This window comes from Sandaracinus amylolyticus (assembly GCF_000737325.1).
GTDB lineage: Bacteria > Myxococcota_A > Polyangia > Polyangiales > Sandaracinaceae > Sandaracinus > Sandaracinus amylolyticus.
On sequence record NZ_CP011125.1, the window covers coordinates 4,852,434 to 4,871,133 of the forward strand.

An 18,700-nucleotide genomic window follows, 5' to 3' on the forward strand; every position below is an offset into this window, starting at 1 on the left:
GACCTCCCGAGACCGACCCTCATCCGCGCGCTGCGAGTCCGATGCTCATGGATTCGAGTGCTCGATTCGAGCACTCGAGTCCGAGCATCGATATTTCGAGAGCGCGCTCAGGGGCCCTCGAGCTGGCCCAGGCGATCCTGGGCGGCCTTGAGGTAGTGCGCCGGCGCCTCGGCACCGGCGAGATCGATGTACCGCTTGAGGTATCGACGAGCCTCTTCGCGGTTGTTCTGGAGTCCGTACGTCCAACCGAGCGAGAAGAGCGCTTCGCGCATCGCCGGCTGGATCTGCAGCGCGGCGCGGAACTGCTCGACGGCACCGTCGTAGTTGCGCTGCTGCTGGTAGACGGTGCCGAGGAGGTGGTGGAGCTCCGCCTCGTCCTCGGTGCCCGGGATCACGACCTGGAGGCCCGCCTGGAGCACCTGCACGGCCTCGCCCTGATAGCCGAGATCCGCGTAGAGACGGCCCAGCGCGCGATAGCCCTGGATGAAGCGCGGACCTTCACGAACGGCCTGGTCGTAGCGCTGCAGCGCGGTCTGCGGATCGTCCTGACGCTCCGCGATCTGACCGAGCTTGTAATAGGCCTTGAACAGGTGGGTATCGATCTCGATCGCGCGCTCGAACGACTCGCGCGCTTGATCCCACTGCTCGAGCTCCATGAGCACCGTGCCGAGCTTCTCGTGATAGCCGGCAGCCTGAGGATTGATGTCGATCGCGCGACGGAGATCATCCGCAGCGGCATCGAAGCGCTGCATCTCCATGTGCACGATCGCGAGGTTCCAATATGCCTGGTCGTTCGTAGGATCGATTGCCGCAGCGCTCTGCAGCTTCTCGACCGCAGCGAGGTACTGCTTCTGCGCGGCGAGCACGACACCTTCGTTCATCCGCGTCAGAGACTCCACGCGTGCGCGCGAGCACTGACCACCGACCAACGAGACCATGACGAACGCCGCGAGGGCGACCGCTCGAAGCCGACTCATTCACTCCTCCCGGACACGGAGAGGTTGCGATACTACGTGAGCGTCGCGTCGCGTCTCAAGGGCAAACGCAAGCCGAAACCCGAGCGACCGCGCTCTCGATCGAGACGACGGAACGCGAACGGGGCAGGTCCTCTCGGACCCGCCCCGCTCCTCGTCCTTGGGTAGCGTATCTACCCGATGACTCAGCTACCCGATCGAATCAGCCACCCGAGCTGTCGAGCACGAACGGGTAGTTGACGCCGACCACGCCGCCGCCGTCGGGCGCCGGGAAGGTCCAGCGACGAACTGCCTGCGTGATGCAGCCCTCGACGCGCGCGTTGCTGAGCGTGGTGTTCGACACCGTCGCGGTCTGCACCGCACCGGTCGCCGAGATGATGAAGCTGACCGTCACGCGGCCCGCGAGGTCGGGGCGGTTCGCGAGCTCCTGCTCGTAGCAGAAGCGGACCTCGTTGATGTGACGGCGGATGACGCGGCGGATGACCTCGCGCGAGAGCGAGCCGCGGACGTCTGCATCACCGGTGCGGATGCGCGGAACCGTCGAGCGACGACCGCTGAAGCCACCGGCGCCGCTGCCGTAGCCCGAGCCCGTGCCGGTGCCCGCGCCGTGGCCGATCGTGCCGAGGTTGCCGAGACCGATCGTGCCCTCGCCGGTGCCGCCGCCGCCGCGACCGGTGCCGCGGAGACCGAGGCCGCCGAAGCCGAAGTTCGAGCCGATCTGATCACCCATCAGGGCACCGAGCGCGCTCATCGGATCGCTGCCGAGCGCGGTGTCCTGGCCGTACGGCGACGTCGGCGAGTTCCACGCGCCGGTCATCGCCTGGAGGACGCCGATCGCGCCGGCCGTCGCCGCCTGCTCACGAGCCTCCTGGCGCGCCATGTGCGGGTCCGGGTTGTCCGCGGGGCCTTCGATGCCGTAGCGGTTCTTCGACTTCTGGGCGCTCTCGTCGCCCATCTGGCCCTCGTCACCCTTGTGACGCTTGCCGGTGCCGCCCTCGGCGTCGTCCTGCTGCTCCTGCTGCTCGAGCCAGTCGGGCGTCTCCTCTTCCTGCGTCTCCGGCGGCTCCATCAGGTACTGGACCAGACGCGAGTCCGCGTTGAGCAGATCGAGCGACAGCGAGGCCGGGCGCGGCGGGAGGAAGTAGAACATCAGCAGGAACGCCGCGTGGACCGCGAGCGAGACTGCCGTCCAGGTGTGATAGCCCCAGTTGACGCTCGGGCCGCCACCGACGCCGACGCGCTTGCCGGCCGACGTCGGCTTCACCATCCACGTGAAGCCCTTGTACTTCACGCTCGCGAGCGCGCCCTGCGGGAGGACGTACTGCATCGCGCCCGCCATCTCGGAGCACGGCTGCAGCTTGCCCTGCGCCTTGAGGTCGTCCCACGACATCGACATCTCGCCGACGGTCACGGCGCCCTCGGCGCCCTGCGGGACGACGACCGCGCTGTTGCCGCCGACCTCGACGACGAGCGGCATGCGATCCGCGCCGAGCACTTCGCTTCCGACGAGGTAGTCGGGCGCGGCCGTCGCGGACTTCTCACCGACGTAGAACGTGCGCGGCGGCGAGAGGTGCGCGACGTGGAGGATGCTGAGGTCGCCCCACATGAGCGTGACCTCGACCGCCGTCGCAGCGCTCTCGACGTCCGCGGGGTTCACCGGAGGACCGCTCGCGGCGATGCCGTAGCGGATGTTCTCCGAGTCCTCGTCCTCGTCGTGACCGTGGCCGTGACCACCGCCGCCGTGCGTCGCGGGCGCGGGGGTCGCCGCCGCGGGCGCCGCGAACGGGTTCGGCAGCGCAGCGCCCGCCGCGAACGGATTCGCAGTCGGAGTCGCCGGCGCCGCGAACGGATTCGCGGTCGGCGGCGGGGGCGGCTTCGCAGGCTCGGGCGCGGCCTTCGCCGCCACCACTTCGCTGCGCGCAGCCATCATCGTGATGTCGTCGTCGTCGCTGGCACCGGCGGCGCCGATCTCGACCACGACGCGCGTGCCGCCGAGGACGACTTCGTCGCCGTTCTGCAGCTTCGTCTTGTTGACCTTCTTGCCGTTGACGATCGTGCCCGCGGCCGATCCGAGATCGATGATGTAGATCTCGTCCGGACCGGTGACCTCGATCACCGCGTGCATACGAGAGACGTTCTCGTCCTCGATGCGCAGGTGGCTCGAAGGCAGCTTGCCGACCTTGATGATGTCCTGGGTCAGCGTCTCCGTGCGGACCAGCTCTTCCCCGTGGAAGATCTGGAACGTCATCGAGACCTTACCGTTCGCCTGACTCACTGCCGCCTCCTGGTAGGCACGCGGTTCCTAGAAAGGACCCAGATCGAAAGACACGCTGCGGAGAAGAAGACCCAGCACCCTCGCCCACGCCCGCCGCGCCTGCCTCGGTCACTGACACCCGCTCGTCCCGCGGGTTCCACCGATCGGAAGGCTCGATCGAAATCGTACGAGCGATGGCGAAGCGAATCAGAGGTTCTCGACCGACTTCAGCATCTCCGGGATGAAGTGCTCCCGGACTCGGATCAGCGACGCGCGGCGGCCGCGACGGCGCACGTTGAGGAGCTCGCCGTCGGGGCGAACGAGATCGCCCTGGACGAGATCGTCCTCGAAGTCATAGGTGGTCGCCTCGCCGTCCTGCGCGCTCGCCTGCGCCACGAACCCGCTCGCTCCGAAAGCGACGGAGATGGCGAAGGCAACGGACAGGGACATCAGCAGATTGCGCATGGAGATCCTCCGAGAACCCCGCGAAATCACGGGGACGCGAGACAGCGCGACACAATACAGAAGGGCTGGCGAGACGGTCAATGGCCTTCGACGCGCGAGAACGCACGTGTTTGGGTCGCGCCGCGCGATGCGCGCGTGATCGCGATGCGTGCCCCGATCTCGTGCTCACCGACGCGCGATCTCGAGCGTGATCGCGTGTGCGCAGGGCCCTTCACCGCGGCACACGCTCCAACGCGAAACGGCCGGCCCCTCGCGGGACCGGCCGTCTCGTCGGATCACCTGCGCGTGACGATCACTGCGCGGGCGGCGGCGTCTGGCCCTCGGGGGGCGGCGTCGCCTGCTGTTCCTGCTGCTGCTGCTGCTGCGCGGCCTGCGCCTCGATCTCGCGCGCCATGCGCTCGGCGTCGGCCTGCATCTGCGCGAGCTCGGCCTGCAGGCGGATGTTGCACTCGATCGCTTCGACGCGGCCCGACGTGCAAGCGCGGCGACGGCCGTAGCCACGCGCCGCGGCGCGAGCACGACGCGCGCTGCGACGCGCGCCACCCTGCTGCTGCTCGTGCTCGCAGCCGCAGGTGCGGTTCACGCTCTGCACGACGTCGGCGAGCTCGGGGCGGGTGCCCGCGCGCTGCGCGAAGTCGCGATAGTACTGCTGCGCGCGGCGGAGATCCGCCTCACCGCCACCCATGTAGTCGTTGTAGAGGAGGCCGAGATTGAAATAGGCCTCCGGGCGATTCGCATCGATCTGGATCGCGCGCTCGTACGCCGCCTGCGCCTGCTCGGTCTGACGAAGACCGCGGAGCGCCGCGCCGAGGCCGAGCCACGCGTCGTAGCTGTCGCTGCGCAGCTCGGTCGCGCGCGTGAACGCGCGGCCCGCGTCCTCGTAGCCGCGGAACGAGAGCGTCAGCTCGCCGAAGTTCATGTAGGCCTCGAAGAGGTTCGGATCGAGGTTGAACGCTCGCTCGAACTTCGCGAGGGCCGCGATGATGTTGCCCTGCTGGACGTTGATCAGGCCCCAGGTGTTGTAGATCGGGGCGTATCCGCCATCGATCAGCTGCGCCTGACGGCACACGACCTCGGCGAGATCGAGCATCTGCGAGGCCTGCGCACGACGCGCCGCCGCACGACGCGCGGCGACGGTGCTCTCGTCCTCCTGCTGCTGTTGCTGCTGCGCGCCCGACGCCGCCGCGGTGCCGCCCGCGACGGTCGCCGTGCTGGCGCCGCCGCTCTGCGCGCGGCGGATCGCGCTGTCGAGATAGAGCAGCGCCATCTGGTTGAACGCGGGCAGGTACGACGACTGGATCGCGAGCGCGCGGCGGAGGTTGTTCAGCGCCTCCGCCTGCGTGCTCGGATCACGACGCTGCAGGATCGCGAGGTTCGTGTAGCCCTCGGTGCAGCGCGAGTCGTCGCGCACCGCGCGCTCGAACTCCGAGCGCGCCTGCTGCACGCGGCCCGCGCGATAGTGCTCGACGCCGAGCGCCACGCGCGCGCCGCAGAAGCGCTCGTTCGCCTGCAGCGTGCGGTTGTAGAACTCGCGCGCCTGCTCCGCGTGGCCGCAGCGCTCGTGCGTCACGCCGATCATGTAGATCGCCTCGGTGAAGGTCCCGCCCGAGTGCTGGCGATTGACCTCGTCGAAGCGCGAGATGACGGCGGAGCACTCCTCTTCCGTCCAGCCGCCCGCGGCCGACGTGTTGAAGAGCTCCATCGCGGCCGACCAGCGCTGGCGATCGGACTCGCTCACCGCGGTGCCTGCGGGCGTCGTCACGCCCTCGCCGCCCGCAGTGCCGCCTCCGCCGCCTTCGCCACCACCGCCGCCCGCGCCGCCGCCACCGCCGCAGCCCGCGGCGATCGCGCCGAGCAGACCCGTCGCGATCGCGAGGAACATCGTGGTCCGGAGAGTACGCATCGTTCCGTTCCTTCTCGTTCTCTGTCGCCTGGGTCTCAGGTCGAGCCGCCGCCGGTGGCCGCCGCGTCACCCGATGCCGCGCCCTCGGCGTCCGCCTCTTCGGCGTCCGTCGTGAGCTCGATCGGCTCGGGCGTGGCGATCTGGTCCTGGATGAAGCTCGCCGTGCCGCGGAGCTCGGCAGCGAGCGGATAACGCTGCGCATCGAGGCGGTTCAGCTGGACCTCGCACTGCTGCGAGAACTCGTTGAACCAGCGCACGCGCGTCGCGAGCGTGAGGCAGAACTCGAACTTGCTCATCGCCTGGCGCACCGGCGCGTTCACGCACTGGGGCTCGGTCGACTCGGGCTGACACGCGATGTCGTCGGGCGTGAAAGGACGACCATCCGGGCCGGGGCCCGAGCCGTTCAGCGCGCCTTCGAGGGCGTCGACGTAGATGCCGTAGAGCTCGTCGTCACGCTCGATCTCCTCGGGGATCGGAGCGCTGCGCATGTCGTCGACGATGCGCTGGTACATCTCGCCGATGCGCGCGGCACCCGCGATCTGCCACTGCGGCACGTTGAGCTCGGCGATGAGGTTGTACGCCTGCTCCGCGGTCACGAGCGCTTCGCGCTTGCGCTGCAGCCAGGGCGCGAGGTCCTCCGTCGACCAACGCGTGACCGAGGCCAGCGTGCGGGTCGAGGGCAGACGCGGGAAGTGGATCGCGCGGAACTCGGCGAACCGGTACTCGGCGAGATAGAAGAGCGCTTCGCTCGTCGCGTCACGCGCACGCGCCAGCCAGAGCGAACGCTCCTCGTCGGTGCCCTCGGCGCGGTTGATCGCCTCGCCCGCACCACGCGTCCAGACCTGCGTCGCCGTGCGGAAGTAGCCCTCCGCCTGACCGCGCTCCTCGAGCTCCCACTGCGCGCGGCCCATCTGCACGTTCGCGCGAATCACTTCGTGCGGCAGTGCCTGACGACCGTACTGGCGCAGGAACGAGCGGTAGTGATCGAACACGCGGCCCCAGTTGCCCTGGCGCTCGTAGATCGACCCGAGCGAGAACACGACCTGCGAGGTCTCGCGCGCGCGGCTGCGGCGATAGTTGCGCTCGTAGAGACGCACGTCCTCGATGGCGCGCTCTTCCTCGCCGAGACCGAGTCGGAAGAAGACTGCGTTCTCGAGCGCGGCATGCGCGATCGCGCAGGTGCCCGCGGTGCGCTCCGCCTCGGTGCACTCCGAGCCGTCCTCACCCGGATAACGAGTGGCGAACTGCTCGTAGTAGTCCGCAGCGCGCGAGTAGATCGCGAGCGCGTGGTAGTTCGCGCCGACGAGATAGACCGCGCGCTTGGCGAGCGGGCTCTCGGGGAAGCGCTCGATCAGCGTCGTGCGCGCCTGGATCGCGCGGCCGAGCAGACGGGCCGCCTCATACTCGATGGCGAGGTTGTAGATGACCTCGTCGAGCCGGCCGCACTCGCGGTACTGACGGATGATCCGGCGGTACGCGTCCGCGGCCTCGCGGTGGCGGTTCTGGCGCGCGAGCGTCTCGGCCTGGAGGCGGACGACGTCGCAGCGCAGGTTGACGACGACCTCGCAGAGGTCGGGGTGCGCGTCACGCTGCTCGGGCGTGCCGCAGTAGAAGCCGTGCATCGGATCGAGCGACTGCTCGAGCTCCGTGATGCACTCCGGATTCCCCTGCCCGACGCGCGTGCCCATCATGTTCAGCGAGTCGAGGTAGAGGTTCGCCGCGAACTCCGCGAGCTCGCTGTCGCGATGGTTCCACGCGATGTCGCGGAACAGGATCGCGGCCTCTTCGAAGTGGTTCGTCTCGTAGTAGATGCGTGCGCGGCGGTACTTGACCGTCGGCAGCTCTTCGCTGTTCTGGACGAAGCACACGAAGCGCTGGAAGGCGCGCAGCATGCCCTCCTGCACCGGCGTGAACGGCTGCGGCTCGAACGTCGGCGCCGCCTCCGCCTGCTCCTGCTGCGCACGGCGGCCACGACGACCGCGGCGACCACCGCGGCCGCCCTCCTCTTCCTGCTGCTCGCCGCTGCGGCCACGAACGTCGCGCTCGTTGCCCGCGTACTGCTGCTGGTAGAGGTTGTTGTAACAGAGCACCGCGGCGTACGCGGCGTCGCTCGTGAACTCACCCTGCGGGTTCAGCTCGACGACCTGATCGAAGGCCGGACCGCACTGCGCCCAGTCCTCCATGCGCCAGAGGAGCTCCGCGTAGAAATACGAAACGCGGTAGTTGGTGGGCCAGTCCCGGCGATCGATGTCCGGGAACTCCATCTGGTCCATGTCGGGGAAGGTATCGAGCGTCAGCCGATAGAGCTGCGACGCCAGATTCATCGTGTTCCGGTCGTTCGTACCGGGCTGCTCGTCGGTGCCGATCGCCTCGCGGTGCCACGCGGTCGAGAGCTCGACGAGGACCGACGCCGTCGCACTGCGGCACTCGTTGAGCGCCTCCTGCGGGTGCGACTGCTGACGATAGGTGTTGTACATGTCGATCAGGCGGCGGATCTCCGTCACCTGCTCGGGCTTCGGCCGAGACGACACGATCGCGTTCGTGACGCGCGACTGCCAGTAACAGAGCCTGTCGCTACTGGCCTGCTCCGCCATCAGCTCGTGATAGATGCCGATGGTCTCGGGCCATTGACCGGTGTCGTAATAGAGCTCGCCGAGCGCCTCGAGCATCTCGTACGACTGCGCGTCGTTCTCCGCGTATCGCCGGAAGAATTGCAGCGCTTGGTTCGGCCGTCCGACACGCGCGTAGGGCAGCACCATCTCGCGGCGCGACTGGCGCGCGAGGTTCGCGGCGTCACGCGCGTCCGGGTTCTGCGTCGCGAACTCGACGGTGCGCGCGAACTGCTGCAGCGCGCCGCGGAAATCCTCGAGGTTGTAGAGCGCCCACGCCTGCTTGTAGAGCGCGTAGCCGTACACCGGGTTGCGCTCGGGCGGGAACTCCGTGACCTTCGTGTAGAACTGCTGGGCCTCGCGCATCTGGCCCTCGCCGAAGTAGTACTCGGCGAACGAGAGATACGCGTACGGGATGAAGCGCGACTCCGGATATCCCTTGATCAGCCGGAAGTAGACCTGTCGCGCGCGCTCGAACTGGCGCATCTCCTCGAGGCCGAAGGCCAGCGAGAAGAGCACTTCGTCCATGCGCGAGTAGTTCGGGTAGCTCTGGACCAGGCGCGCATACGTGCGGATCGCCGCCTGTCGCGCCTCGTCGAGGTGGCCATTGGCCTCCTGACGCTGGCGCTGCAGCTGCTGCAGCTGATCGCGATTGCCCGACTGCTCCGCCTCGAAGATCGGCTGGTCGAGCGAGCCCGCGCGCGTGCGCCAGTAGGTCTGGACCTCGAAATAGGTCTCCGCGAGACGAAGGAGGTAGTCCGCGCCGCGCGGATCGTCGTCGCGCATGCGGCCGATGATTCGCTCAGTGGTCTGCACCTCGCGGTTGAGCAGTTCGATCGCGCGCGCCGCGACCGCCTCACGGCCCGCGGCAGTCTGCGCGTCGATCTCGATCGACGGACCGGTCGGGCCCTGCTTCTTCTCCTCTTCGCGACGCTTCGTCTGCGTCAGGTGCGTCGCCGGAGCCGACGCGCCCGAACCGGCGCGCTGGCTCGGAGGCGGTGCGCCCGTCGGGCACTCGTCGACGCGCTGTCGCGCCGCGGGCGACATGCACATACCGCCGGAAGCCGCCGACGACGATCGCGCACCTTCTTGTGCGCCGACCGCGAGCGGCAGCCCGCCGGCGATCAACGACGCGACCGCGAGGAGTGCGAGCCGATGCGGCGTGGAGACCTTGCCGCGCCCCGGCGTTCGATTGCGACCCATCCTTGCCACCCTTCTTGCTCTCTCGAGGAGGGGATTCGTCTCAAGCGACCCGAACAAAAGCGTGCCGGCGATCTTAGAGGAGCCCGCCGGCCACGAGTTCCTGATTTCGACTCACGCGCACGCGCGCGCGGAGCCTTGGAACCACGAGAGGGCGGCAGGTTGGATCCCCTACCGCCCTCTTTCGTCGTTTTAGATCAGCGACCGCACTGCGACGTGACCTGCTGTCGGTAGAAGCCCAGCTCGTCGCGCCAGTACTCACCGTCGAAGGGCCACATCTGGTGCTCTTCGTCGACGTTGACCGTCAGACCCGCGCTGCGCGCGAGCTCGGTCATCTGCTGCTGCGCTTCGGCGTCGAGCTGACCGCGCTGGTAGGTCGCGATCTCGAGCTCGACCGTGTCCACCTGCGTCATGAGCTCGTTGAGCTCGTCGATGAGGCGGTTGTAGCGAGCGCGCGCGAGATCGCCCGTCTGGTCGATCGCGAACGACTTCGCCACGAAGATGTCCTGGAGGATGCGCGCGCCGAGCGAGCTGTTCTTGAACTCCGCGGGCGACTGTTCGAGGCGCTGCTCCTCGCTCTCGAGGAGACGCACGTACTCGAGGTTGCGCAGCAGCGTGCGATCCGAGAGCGCCGACGCGACGATGCCGCGGATCCGCGGGCTGAGCTGCGCCTCACCGCTCCGGACGCGCTGGAGGAACTCGAAGAACTGCTGGTTGTCCTGGAACTGCTCGAGCGTCGCGTTCAGCTCGGTCGCGACCGGGTCGTAACGCTCGTGGAACTGCGAGACCATCGCGCTCGCGTTCTCGATCTGACACGCCGAGAAGAAGACGACGGACTTCAGGACGAGCGCCTCGGGGTAGTACGCGTCGTCGAAGTACGGCGAGAACAGCGTGTGGATGTTGCCCATCGAGCGCGCGTACTCGTCCGCGAGGAAGAACGCCCAGCTCTCCTCGAAGAGCGCGTCGAGCCAGTACTCGCTGTCCTGACCGACGCGGTTCCACGCCTCGACGGCGTTGCCGAGCAGGCGGCCGTCGATCGCGCGCTCACCGGTCTCCGCGTCGGTGCGGTTCGCGGCGGTGTAGTAGACGCGCGCGAGCGAGATCCACGCGAGGTTGCGCATGCGCTGCGTGTCCTCGACGCCCTCGACGCCCGAGTCGATCGCCTCGATGATCGCGCGGAACGCCTCGACGGCCGGCGACGCGCGGCGGAGGCGGACCTGCGAGATGCCCTCGAAGAACTTCGCGTTGACGTAGAAGCGCGAGCGGCGATCGACGCGCTGGAAGAGGCCGATCGCCTCCTCGAACTCGCCCTGGTTGTACTTGAACCGGCCCATCAGGAAGAGGAGCTGGTTGTACAGATCGGCGCTCTCGGCGGTGTTGAACTGATCGAGCTGATCGGTGCCGTAGCGACCGACGCGCTCGATGATGCCCGCGGGCTCCGGCAGCTGCGACGCGAGCTGCGCGAGCCACTGCAGCGTCTGGCCGAAGTAGAGGTGTGCCTGACCCTGCTGCGTGATCTCGTCGAAGATCGCGAGGGCCGACTGGTAGTAGCGCAGGTGGTAGAGCGCCTTGCCCAGGAAGAACTGCGCCTTCTGCACGTTCGCCGGCGCGTCGTCGGTCTCACCACCGACCACGCGCTGGAACTGCACCGACGCCTCCATGTAGCGCTCCTGCTGATAGAGCCGGAGCGCGTTCGCGAGGGCTTCGGAGGGTGGCCCTTCCGCCGGCGGTGCGGCCGGAGCGCCTGTGTCCTCGACGCTGAAGACCATGTCTTGAGCGCTCACGCGTGACGACGCGAGCGTCGATGCCGCGACGAGCGGGAGCACCCACAGGAAGACTCGATCACGCCGCATGGGGCTTTCCTCTCCGAGAGTTCACGAGGCGGTCGGACGATCGATCACGATCGAACGCCGCGCTGATCGAAGGAGCATCTGATCCACGAAGCTTCCGGCTCGCCTTCGAGAGTGTCTTTCGCGGGCAAAAACCGGAGCAAAATCGAGAAGTTACAATCAGAGTGTGCGCGATGATAGAAAGCGCACGGCGTCTTTGTCAATAGGCAACGTCCACCGCGCCACGGTGCGTCGCGGCACGCTCCCGCGCGTTCCAACGTCGCGCTTGACATGCTCGCGGACGGCCACGTACGGTCCGCGCTCGACTGGAAACGTCCTCGAGTGCCATCGACAGACTCCGTCGACTTCGCGACGAGTGATGGCAGTTGGTGCTCGAACGAGGTGAACGAGAATGCAGCGAAGCGTGAGGACCGGATCGCTCCAGTTCGTGACGATCGCGGGAGTCATCCTGCTGGGGGCGATGATGTCGGGCTGCCCGGCGCGCGGCATCGGTGATCCATGCGTGCCCGAGGCCATCCCCGGCGGTGGCTTCGACGAGCGCGAGATCTACGTCGAGACGAGCTCGGTGCAGTGCCGCACGCGCACGTGCATGGTGTTCCGCCTCAACGGCGATCCGTCGAAGGTCCTGGAAGACGGCACCTGCCCGGACAACATCGATTGTGTGAGCCGAGAGCTGCCGGTGACCGTCGACACGAGCCTCGAGCGCGTGTTCTGCACCTGCCGATGCAGCGCGACCGACGGCGACAGCAATACGCCGCTCTGTGATTGCAGCGACGGATTCCACTGCGTCGACGTGCTCACGGCGGGTGGCGCGGGCGTGCGCGGTGGCTACTGCGTGCCGAACGATCTCTGCACGGCGGACGAGGACTGCGCGTCGGGACGCTGCGACCTCGACACCGGCGTGTGCCTGGTGAACGAGACCTGAGCGTCGGACTCGATTCCAGATAAGATGCTCGCGATGCGCACTCGCGCAGAGACGGGCAGCGAAGCAGAGGCCCTGGTCGCGGCGAAGCTCGCGAGCCAGGGCTTCGCAATTCTGGGTCGCAACGTGCGCGTCGGGCGTCTCGAGCTCGACGTGATCGCGCGGCGAGGATCGATGATCGTGGTCTGCGAGGTGCGAGCGCGATCGAGCGCGCGGATCGCGGAGCCCGTCGAGTCGATCGACCGCGCGAAGATCGCGCGCATCCGCCGCGCGACCGCGCAGTGGCTGACGACCGCGGGGCTCGGCGGCGTGAGCGTGCGCTTCGACGCGGCGAGCGTCGTGTTCGATCAGGATCCGCCGCGCATCGAGTACTACGAAGAGGCGTTCTAGAAGAACGACGAAGCCCCTCGGCGCAGATCGCGCGGAGGGGCTTCGTGGCAATCGAGCGCGGAGATCTCAGTCGAGCGCGCGCTGCATGCGCTCCTTGAGCGCGACGAGCTCCCGCACCGCGTCCTCGCTCGCGCCTGCGGCGCGCGCGCGCTCGATGCCGGACTCGAGCAGGCCGATCTCCTCGCGCTGACGCTCTCGCAGCGTCTCGATCATCTTCTCGTACACGAGGAAGACGTCCTGCAGCTCGTCGCCCTTGCGCAGCCGGCCCTTGAGCGAGAGGTGCCCGTCGGCGACGTGCTGGAACAGGAGCTTCATCTTGTACGCCGGGCCCACCACGCGATGCGTGATGAAGATCCCGACGATCGCGAGCGCGAGGGTCAGCACGAGCACGCCGCCGACGATCGCCGTCAGCAGGTTGCGGTCGTACTCCGCGGCCTGCTGCTCGATGAAGGCCTCGGTCTCGCCCTGCATCGCCCAGCCGATCGAGAGCATCTCGGTCTGCGCGTGCGACTGCTGGTACGCGAGGTAGCCGAGCGTGCCCGCGACCAGCACGGTCACGATCACGACGTAACCCGTGTACTTCAGCTGGAAGCCGGGATCGAGCAGGTAGTTGCGCAGGCGGCGCTTGGGCGGACCGCCACCCTGCTGTGCTCGTCCGCCAGGCGGAGCGGCGCTCTGTGCGTCGACGGCCATGTCACTGCCCTCCAGACGGCGTCGCAGCTCCGTGCGGAGTTGCAGCCGTAGACGAATCGTATGAGAGGCTCCCTCGGAGATCCATTTCTTCGGCGCGCGCTGCGGTCATCGCGGGCTCCCTGCGCCCATGGCGGTCCCGAGATTCCGTAGCGCGCCGTTGAGCGCGCCTTCGATCGCGGCCCGCTGGGCAGCGACCCCGGTCTCGCCCATCACGGTCGCGGCGCCGTTCAGCATGCTGCGCACGTTGCGATCGGGGTACGTCTGCACGACGACGGAGACCTGCGCGCGCACACCGCCGTCGGGACGCGTCTCGAGGCTCACGATCGAGCTGTCGAGATAGAAGCCCGTCAGCGAGCGCTGACGGATCACCTGCTGCGCCTGGCGCGGCGTCTCGGAGTCGGGCGCGACCACGACGCCCTCGAGCTGCTGCACGCGGCTCGCGATGAACCCGCGCGCGCTCGCGAGCACCGAGCGATCGATCGCCGCGACCTTCGTGCCCGGCATGCCGACGCCGACGTAGAAACGAGGCGTGCCGCGGGGCTCGACGGTGGCTCCCGTCGACGCGGTCGTGGTGCCCGTGCCCGTGCCCGCGCCGGATCCACTCCGCGCGACACGCTCGAGCGCTCGCACCGCGCTGCGCGCCGCCTCCGCGACGGCGCGCTCGCGATCGCTCGACGCCGCACGAAGCGCGGGCAGCGCCGAAGGATCCCCGAGACGCTCGAGCGACGAGGCCGCGGCGGCACGCACCGCGGGCTCGCTGTCGCGCAGCGCGCCGGTGAGCGCCTCGATGACCTGCGGCTCGGCCGCGACGGAGCCGAGCGAGAGCGCGGCCTGGGCGCGCACGCGGAACGCCTCCGACGTGCGCAGGAGACGCACGAGATAGTCCGTGCGTGCGTCGGCGTGCGCGAGCAGCGGCGCGATGCCCACCGAGAGCGCAGCCGAGAGGAAGGCCGACACCACCACGACGATCGCGAGCCTGCGCAGCCGCCCAGGGACCATCCGCGCGCGCCTCCCCCCGCTCCGTCAACCCACGCCGGAGCCGCCGCTCTGACGCGCAGCCCAGGTGAATCTTCACCGGGCTGCGGCACGAGAGCCGAGCGCGAGTATCGCCCGATCGCGCGACGCGGATCAACGGCTTTCCTTGCCGACGAAAGAGCGCACGTGCATCGTGCTCTCGTGCTCGTGTGGGCCGCGATTCGTGGGCGATCTCTCGCGCTCGTCGTCGGTGGGCTGATCCTGATCGCGCCCGCGACGGTCGGCGCGCAGCCGCGGGTCCAGGTGCGCGCCGAGACGCGCATCGAGCTGCGGCCGCGGCGGGATGCCGATCATCAGATCGTCGAGGGCGTGCTCCGCGACGATCTCGGTGCGCCGATGCCCGATCGCGCGGTGCGGGTCTCGGTGCACGAAGGAGGACCGACCGGCGTCCGGCGCGACGCGCGCGAGGTGCGCACCGGCCCGGACGGCTCCTTCTCGTCCGTCTTCGAGCTGCCGGTCGGGAGCTGGTGGGTGCGCGCCGAGTTCGACGGCGACGAGCACCACCGCCCTCACCCGCCGGTCGTGCGTCAGGTCGTGCTCGATCGCGCGCACGTGCGCCTCGACATCGACATCGAGGGCGGGCCGACGCTCGATCTCGATCGTGCCGAGCATCGCCTCCGTGTGATCGCGAGCTCGGACGCGGGCGGCGCCGATCTCGCGGTGACGATCACCGAGAACGAGCGCGAGCTCACGCGCGGGACGACGGGCGCCGATGGATCGCTCGACGTCGTGATCCGTACCGCGGCGCTCGGCACGACACCCTCGGCGGCGCGTCTCGTCGTTCGATCGGCCGCCGATGCGCATCGCGCGGACGCGCAGACCGAGGTGCCGGTGGTGCGCTTCCGCGGGACCACGCTGACACTCGAGGCCGATCGCTCGCAGGTCGGACGCGGCGAGAGCGTGCGGTTCGGCGGCGAGCTGCGCAGCTCCGAGGGGCCGCTCGCGCGCAAGGCGGTCGGGCTGTGGGCCGGCGGTCGCCACCTCGCGACGGTGCTCACCGACGACTCGGGCACGTACCGCGCGACGCTCGGATTCGACGAGCTCGGCGCGTTCGACGGCGCCGTGACCGCGCGTTTCGAGAGCGACGCGCCCTGGTGGGGCGCGAGCGAGGCGCCGCCGATCGCATTGCGCGTGGAGACGCCGGGCGGGACGCCGTGGACGTGGATCGTCGTGTCGATCGCCGCGAGCGCGCTCGCGTTCGTGCTCGCGGGCCGTCGTCGTCGTGCGCCCGCCGCGAGCCCGGCTGCGCTGCCGGTGGTCGCGCCTGCGCTCGAGCTCGCGGATCGCCGAGGTCTGCTGCCGGACTCGATCGACATCGCGGGCCGCGTGATCGACGCGCGACGTGAGCACGCGATCGCCGGCGCGAAGGTGCGCGCGCGGCGCGCCGACGGAGCGGTGATCGAAGTCGAGACCGAGGCGAGCGGACGCTTCGCGATGACCCTCGCGGCGGGCGCGCACGTGATCGAGATCGACGCGCCGGGATACGAGGCGTCGCGTCATCGCGCGACGCTCCCGCACCGTGGAGAGTGGTCGGCGATCGTCGTGCGCCTCCGGAGCCTGCGCGAGCTCGCGTGGGCTCCGCTCGAGCCGCTCGCCGCGCGTCTCCTTCCGTCGGCGGATCTGTACGGCGTGTGGACGGCGCGCGATCTCGAGAGCGCCGCGCGCGCGAAGCCTCCGCTCCCGCGCGCGCTGCCCTCGCTGATCGCGGCGATCGAGCGCGCCGCCTACGCGGAGGAGCCTCCTGCGGAGGCCGAGCTGGAGTCGATCCGCGACGCTGCGCGCACGATCGAAGCGGAGATGGATGCGCGCGCACCGCGCTCGACTCCGCGCGAGCTCGAACGTCGCTGACGACCACCGTTGACCGGCGTCGATTCGCCTCTCTATAGTCGGCCCCGCCATGGAACCGGGCACGATCGTCGCCATCGTCGTCGTCGCGGTCCTGATCGTCGTCGCGGTCGTCTTCGCGATGCGCCGTCAGGCTCCCGAAGCGCCGAGTGGCGAAGCCACTCCACCCTCTCCCGCGAAGCCGTCGCCGGAGAAGAAGGCGGAGCCCGCGCCGGCCAAGGCGCCCGAGCCTGCCAAGGCCGCACCGGAGAAGAAGCCGGTCAAGTCGGAGCCCTCGCGCCCCGCGGCCGAGAAGCCGATCGAGCCGAAGGCCGCAGAGGTGGAGACGCCCGCGTCGCCGAAGGTCGAAGCGCCGCGAGCGGAGGCTCCGGTCGCGAAGGCCGAGGTCGCGAAGGCCGAGGCCGCGAAGCCCGCGAAGGAGAAGGCCGACGGCAAGGAGCAGGTCGCGGCGCTGCGCCGTGGCCTCGCGTCGACGCGCGGTGGGTTCATCGCGCGCCTCGCGCAGATCTTCGGCGGGAAGAAGGAGATCGATCCCGCCCTCCTCGATCAGATCCAAGAGGTGCTGATCACCGCCGACATCGGCGTGCGCACGAGCGAGAAGATGCTCGAGACGCTGCGCGCGAAGATGGAGCGCGCGGAGCTGCGCGACGAGGACGCCGTGTGGTCGGCGATCCGCGAGGAGGCGCGCGCGATCCTCGGCGCGTCGGCCGGTGGGATCGAGGTGCGCTCCAAGCCGACGACGATCCTCGTCGTGGGCGTGAACGGCGTCGGGAAGACGACGACGATCGGCAAGCTCGCGAGCCGCTTCCACGAAGAGGGGAAGAAGGTCGTCCTCGCCGCCGGCGATACGTTCCGCGCCGCGGCCGTGCTCCAGCTCGAGGTGTGGGCGCGCCGCGTGGGATGCGAGATCGTGAAGGGCAAGGATCGCGCGGATCCCGCGTCGGTGATCTTCGAGGCGATCAAGAAGGCGCAGGGCGACGGCGCCGACGTGGTGATCGCGGACACCGCGGGCCGACTCCACACCAAGTCGAACTTGATGGAGGAGCTCAAGAAGGTCGTCCGCACCGCAGAAAAGGCGCTCGAGCGCCCTGTGGATGAAATCCTCCTCGTGCTCGACTCAACGACTGGGCAGAACGCGATCCAGCAGGCCCAGCTCTTCAAGGATGCGATTCCGGTGAGCGGAATCGTGCTCACGAAGCTCGATGGCACCGCGAAGGGCGGTGTCGTGCTCGGCATCGTCGACGAGCACCGGATTCCCGTGCGCTACGTCGGCATCGGCGAGCGCATCGAAGATCTACGCGAGTTCGATACCGACGCGTTCGTTCAGGCTCTCTTCGCGAAGCCGGACGACGAGACGGCAGCGGCGTAGTTCGGTCGCCATTGAATTCGCGAATTCGCGCGTGGTATAGTCCCGCCCAGCTTCCGCTAGACTGGCGATTTCTTCAACGATTCCAGATGTTTGCAGCACGGCACAATGCCTCTGCCAGAGACGATGTCGCGTCTCGAGAGGCTGCCTCGAATCAAGGGGTTGCGATGAGGAAGGCTTCCGTAGCGCTGCTCGCACGTGCACTCGCGGGAGCGGTGCCGCTGCCACGCGGCGCAGTGCTTCTCGCCGGTGCGGCGCTCGTCAGCGGCTCAGTGCTGCTCGCGGGTCCAGCGCACGCACAGGACATGGAGTTCAGTCTCGACGAGGCCGAGCAGCAACAGCAGCAAGAAGGCTCTGCTGAAGGCGCTGACATGAGCTTCGAAGAGGGCGAGACGCAGCCGACGCAAGAGTCGGGCAGCGGCGACGTCATCGGTGATCTCGCGACGTCCGAAGCGGGCGCTGCGGAGGGCGAGACGCGCGAGGCGCCGACTCAGGTGCAGGAAGCGCGTGAAGAGATCTTCGCGGTGCAGCAGGTCTATGCGCTGCGCATCAATCGCGTGGAGATCACGCCGACGGTCTCGTTCTCGCTGAACGATCCCTTCGTCCAGCACACCGGCGTCGGAGTCGGGCTCAACTACTGGTGGACGAACGTTCTCGCGCTCGGCGTGAACTTCATCTGGTACGAGGGCCTCGAGAACGAGTCGGACATCGGCTATTTCGTGCGTCGCGCGACCCGCCTCGCGGTGCCGGTCAACAGCTACCAGTTCGGCGCGCACCTCGCGTTCACGTACGTGCCGATCTACGGCAAGTTCGCGATGTTCAACGAGTTCATCTTCCAGTACGACATCTACGTGCTGGGCGGCGTGGGCCTGATGAACACGCGGCCGATCCCCGTGATCGACCCCGAGGTCCGCAGCTTCAACTTCGACATCCGCGTCGCGTTCAACGTGGGTATCGGTCTGCGCGTGTTCGTGACTCGCTGGCTCGCGATCGTCGCCGAGCTCCGCGACTACATGTATCTCGAGCAGCTCGAGAATCTGGAAGTCGCGCTCGGCGCGGAGCGCACGAATCCGGAGACGTGGACCCAGAACAGCCCGGCGTTCATCAACAACGTCACGGCGCATCTCGGTCTGACGATCTTCCTGCCCTTCGATTTCGAGTACCGCCTCCCGCGGTGATCAGAGGAGCGCTGGA

Annotated in this window: 13 protein-coding genes; 5 read left to right on the forward strand and 8 right to left on the reverse strand. The window is 68.7% G+C overall.

The genetic code is table 11. The features are described from left to right. Window positions 1–107: 107 nt before the first annotated feature. From DB32_RS20580 to DB32_RS20605, 6 genes are all read right to left on the reverse strand, one after another. Window positions 108–881 (reverse strand): tetratricopeptide repeat protein, encoded by a 774-nt coding sequence (locus DB32_RS20580; protein ID WP_169791500.1) that lies wholly within the window; start codon window positions 879–881, stop codon window positions 108–110. Between the two features lie 295 nt (window positions 882–1,176). Then, a complete protein-coding gene (locus DB32_RS20585; RefSeq protein ID WP_053234359.1) occupies window positions 1,177–3,222 on the reverse strand; it encodes an AgmX/PglI C-terminal domain-containing protein in 2,046 nt (681 codons plus the stop codon). 213 nt (window positions 3,223–3,435) lie between these two features. Beyond that, a complete protein-coding gene (locus DB32_RS20590) occupies window positions 3,436–3,693 on the reverse strand; it encodes a hypothetical protein (protein WP_075097572.1) in 258 nt (85 codons plus the stop codon). 292 nt (window positions 3,694–3,985) lie between these two features. Continuing rightward, a complete protein-coding gene (locus tag DB32_RS20595; RefSeq protein ID WP_157069227.1) occupies window positions 3,986–5,596 on the reverse strand; it encodes a tetratricopeptide repeat protein in 1,611 nt (536 codons plus the stop codon). Window positions 5,597–5,631: 35 nt separating this feature from the next. Further along, window positions 5,632–9,408 (reverse strand): tetratricopeptide repeat protein, encoded by a 3,777-nt coding sequence (locus DB32_RS20600; RefSeq protein WP_053234362.1) that lies wholly within the window; start codon window positions 9,406–9,408, stop codon window positions 5,632–5,634. Window positions 9,409–9,602: 194 nt separating this feature from the next. Next, window positions 9,603–11,258: a tetratricopeptide repeat protein gene (locus DB32_RS20605; protein ID WP_053234363.1), complete on the reverse strand. Its 1,656-nt coding sequence runs from the start codon at window positions 11,256–11,258 to the stop codon at window positions 9,603–9,605. 400 nt (window positions 11,259–11,658) lie between these two features. Here DB32_RS20605 and DB32_RS20610 point away from each other — a divergent pair, with 400 nt between their 5' ends. Both DB32_RS20610 and DB32_RS20615 read left to right on the forward strand, forming a co-directional pair. Next, the gene (locus DB32_RS20610; RefSeq protein ID WP_157069228.1) at window positions 11,659–12,180 is read left to right on the forward strand and encodes a hypothetical protein; all 522 of its coding nucleotides are present in this window, start codon (window positions 11,659–11,661) and stop codon (window positions 12,178–12,180) included. A gap of 33 nt (window positions 12,181–12,213) precedes the next feature. Beyond that, a complete protein-coding gene (locus DB32_RS20615) occupies window positions 12,214–12,567 on the forward strand; it encodes a YraN family protein (RefSeq protein WP_075097965.1) in 354 nt (117 codons plus the stop codon). A gap of 66 nt (window positions 12,568–12,633) precedes the next feature. On the opposite strand, the gene DB32_RS20620 is transcribed toward DB32_RS20615, so the two are convergent. Further along, a complete protein-coding gene (locus DB32_RS20620; protein WP_053234366.1) occupies window positions 12,634–13,260 on the reverse strand; it encodes a methyl-accepting chemotaxis protein in 627 nt (208 codons plus the stop codon). A 105-nt stretch (window positions 13,261–13,365) separates the two neighbouring features. Beyond that, window positions 13,366–14,259, reverse strand: coding sequence for a HEAT repeat domain-containing protein (locus tag DB32_RS20625; RefSeq protein WP_053234367.1), 894 nt, complete (start codon window positions 14,257–14,259; stop codon window positions 13,366–13,368). 162 nt (window positions 14,260–14,421) lie between these two features. Between DB32_RS20625 and DB32_RS20635 the strand changes: the two genes are divergently transcribed. From DB32_RS20635 to DB32_RS20645, 3 genes are all read left to right on the forward strand, one after another. Further along, window positions 14,422–16,143, forward strand: a complete 1,722-nt coding sequence (locus DB32_RS20635) for a carboxypeptidase regulatory-like domain-containing protein (protein WP_157069229.1) — start codon at window positions 14,422–14,424, stop codon at window positions 16,141–16,143. Window positions 16,144–16,192: 49 nt separating this feature from the next. Next, window positions 16,193–17,509, forward strand: coding sequence for a signal recognition particle-docking protein FtsY (gene ftsY, locus DB32_RS20640; RefSeq protein ID WP_075097573.1), 1,317 nt, complete (start codon window positions 16,193–16,195; stop codon window positions 17,507–17,509). Between the two features lie 86 nt (window positions 17,510–17,595). After that, window positions 17,596–18,684, forward strand: coding sequence for an outer membrane beta-barrel domain-containing protein (locus DB32_RS20645; RefSeq protein ID WP_083457559.1), 1,089 nt, complete (start codon window positions 17,596–17,598; stop codon window positions 18,682–18,684). Window positions 18,685–18,700: the final 16 nt, after the last annotated feature.